General features: G+C 41.7%; 1 protein-coding gene. It reads left to right on the forward strand.

The window, feature by feature from the left end; all coding sequences use genetic code 11:
- The first annotated feature begins 386 nt into the window (after window positions 1–386).
- On the forward strand, window positions 387–3,320 hold the full coding sequence (locus QZT26_RS16905; protein WP_295103827.1) for a helicase-related protein: 2,934 nt from the start codon (window positions 387–389) through the stop codon (window positions 3,318–3,320).
- Window positions 3,321–3,441: the final 121 nt, after the last annotated feature.

The following is a 3,441-nucleotide window of genomic DNA, read 5'->3' on the forward strand; positions in this document are numbered from 1 at the left end:
TGTTCCTGCCAGCCTGTAGGTGAGGGATTTAGCCATTAAATAGATAGAGCGCTTTAGCCAAATAAACTATGGGTTCAGGTTACAAACCTGAACCCGCCTGGATTTTAAAGAATATGTAGAGACGCATTGCATGCGTCTCTACAAAAATATTGAAATTCCTAAGCTGACATCGCCAGAGCCAAGCCAAACAAGCACGAGATAAAAAATACGAAGCACGAAATACGAAACAAATACAAAATCCCAATGAAAAAAACAGGGTTTTGAACATTTGAAAATTGAAAATTAGAATTTGTTTCGTATTTCGTATTTAGCATTTCGGATTTCACCATTAAATATTTTGCCAAAAAATGCAAAGAAATTACTGCTAAGGTACTAAACATAAACCTATGAACAATACTTCAATCCGTGACAATCATAAAAATGGAACAGTCGGCCAATTCCTTGTTGATAATGTAAAGCAAGGCGCCGGTTTATCAATAGTCTCGGCATACTTCACCATTTACGCATACAAACAATTAAAAAACCAACTCGACCGAACAGATCACCTAAGATTTCTCTTCGGAGAGCCGTCCTTTATCAAATCCCTGGACCCGGCAAAAACCAACAGGCGCGAGTTTAAAATCGAGGACGATGCACTGGTTATCCCCATTGAAAGCCGCTTAAAACAAAAATCCCTTTCCAAAGAATGCTCGGATTGGATTAAAGAAAAGGTTCACATCAAATCCATGGTGAAACCAAACTTCCTGCACGGCAAGCTTTATTTGATGGAAAATCCAAACGGGGTTAAAGAAGCGGTCATGGGGAGTTCCAATTTCACTGTTCATGGACTCGGAATGGGCGGCAGCCCGAACATTGAATTGAATATTGTTATCCAGGACAGAAGGGATTTGGATGACCTGACAAACTGGTTTAATGAGTTGTGGAACGACACAACAGGACTCGTCGAGGATGTTAAAGCCGAAGTGCTTAAAGACCTTGAACAGTTTTATATTGAAAATGAACCTGAGTTTATTTACTTCAAAACCCTGTTCCACCTCTTTGGAAACTATATTGACGAACAAAAACGCGGCGGCTTGCTGAATGAACGTACCGGATTTTTCGAAAGCGAAATATGGCATAAGCTGTATGACTTTCAGAAAGACGGCGTAAAAGGGGCTATCAATAAAATCCTGAAACACAACGGCTGCATCATCGCGGATAGCGTCGGTTTGGGCAAGACTTTTGAGGCGTTGGCGGTAATCCGTTATTTCGAATTATTGAATTACCGGGTACTTGTGCTCTGCCCAAAAAAACTCTCGGCGAACTGGACGATTTACCAGGCGAGCCAAAACAACGCGCTTAATCCGTTTACCACAGACCGGTTTAACTATACCATCCTGTACCATACCGACCTCTGCAGAATAACCGGTAAATCCGATGCAAACGGCATAGACCTTGAAAACTTCAATTGGGGCGCCTATGACCTGGTAGTTATCGATGAGTCACATAATTTTCGGGGCAATCCGATGGAAAAGACCAAAGATGACGGCGCCATCAAAATGAACCGCGCCAAATGGCTGATGGAACGAATCATCAAGTCGGGATTGAAAACAAAGGTACTCATGCTTTCTGCCACGCCGGTCAACAATAACCTTCGCGATTTAAGAAATCAAATCTCACTCATTACTGAAGGCAAAAACGATGCCCTCTTTGAAAGTACACAAATCAAGGATATTGCCCTTACACTCAGGAATGCCCAGACACAGTTTACACTTTGGGCTGACCATAAAAAGAATCCCGACAGAACCGTTAAGCAATTAATGGAACGCCTTGATTCATCCTTCTTCAAATTGCTGGACGAACTCACCATTGCCCGGAGCAGAAAGCACATAAAGGGCTTTTACAATATTGACGCCATAGGGCAATTCCCGGAACGGTTAAAACCCCATTCCCTCTACCCGAATATTGATATAAAAGACCGCTTCTTTACCTACGATGCGCTGAATAAAAAAATCCTGCAATACAAACTTTCGGTATTTAACCCTTCTACCTATGTGAAGGATGAAAAAAAGCAGAAATATGAAGTGTTAGCCGGAACCGAAATCCTTGCCTTTAAACAAAGCGATCGTGAGCACTTCCTTATCGGAATGATGAAGGTAAACTTCCTGAAACGTTTGGAAAGCTCCATTGAATCGTTTGAGATTTCGATGGATAGAACGATTCAGAAAATAGAGAAACTGGAAAGCAAGATACATGAATTCCTGAAATCAAACGCTAAATCGCAGGAAGAGGTTTTGGAAACATTGGAACCGGATGAAGACGAATTAGAAGAAAATACCGATGACCTTGAACAATGGCAGGTAGGGAAAAAATTGAAATTTGATTTAGCTGATTTACGTCTGGAAGATTGGTTAAAAGATTTAAAAAAAGACAAGGAAGCCCTCAATGAGTTGTATAATACGGCAGTTGCGGTAACCCCGGAACGTGACGCAAAACTGAAAGACCTTAAAAAACTAATCGAACAAAAAATTAATCAACCACTGAACGGCAACAACAAGAAGGTAATTGTCTTTACCGCCTTTGCCGATACGGCCCAATACCTGTATCATTGCTTGAAAGACTGGGTGAAAAAAGACTTGGGATTAGACATTGCGTTGGTGGCAGGGAATACGAACCAAACCACATTCGGTAAAAATGAATTTTCAAACATCCTCACCAACTTCTCACCCATTTCTAAAAACAGGGAATTAATGAAATCCATGCCGCAGGAAGGGGAGATAGATATACTGATCGCCACTGACTGCATCAGCGAAGGGCAGAACTTACAGGATTGTGATTTTTTGGTTAACTACGACATTCACTGGAATCCCGTTCGCATCATTCAACGTTTTGGCCGTATTGACCGGCTGGGAAGCAGGAATAAGAAAATCCAACTGATAAACTTCTGGCCTACCAAAGACCTTGATAATTACATCAACCTGAAAGAACGCGTGGAGTCGCGGATGGCATTGGTGGATGTTACCGCCACCGGCGAAGACAATATACTGAATACCGAACAAATAGAAGAGCTTATCACAGATGACTTGAAGTACCGTAACCGGCAACTGAAAAAACTGCAAAAAGAAGTGCTCGACCTCGAAGAAATGAGCGAAAGCATTTCGTTAACCGATTTCACCCTGGATGATTTCCGCATCGAATTGCACACATTTTTGGAAAATAACAGTAAGAAGCTGGAAGATGCGCCCTTTGGTTTATATGCCGTCGTGCCTTCACCCTCTGGCATTCATGCGCAAAATACAGATGCAAGCCGCTTTACTCCAGCCGAAAAGAATATTACCTAAATCCTGCAAACGATTTTCGCAATGCGAAAATCAGTATTTTCCACTACCAAGATTGGCAAAAAGCGATAACAGATATCCGTTTTTTAGCAATTGTGGTAGCGCTATTGTACTACTTTAAACA

The organism is uncultured Candidatus Kuenenia sp. (genome assembly GCF_900696675.1).
In the GTDB taxonomy this organism is placed as follows: domain Bacteria; phylum Planctomycetota; class Brocadiia; order Brocadiales; family Brocadiaceae; genus Kuenenia; species Kuenenia stuttgartiensis_A.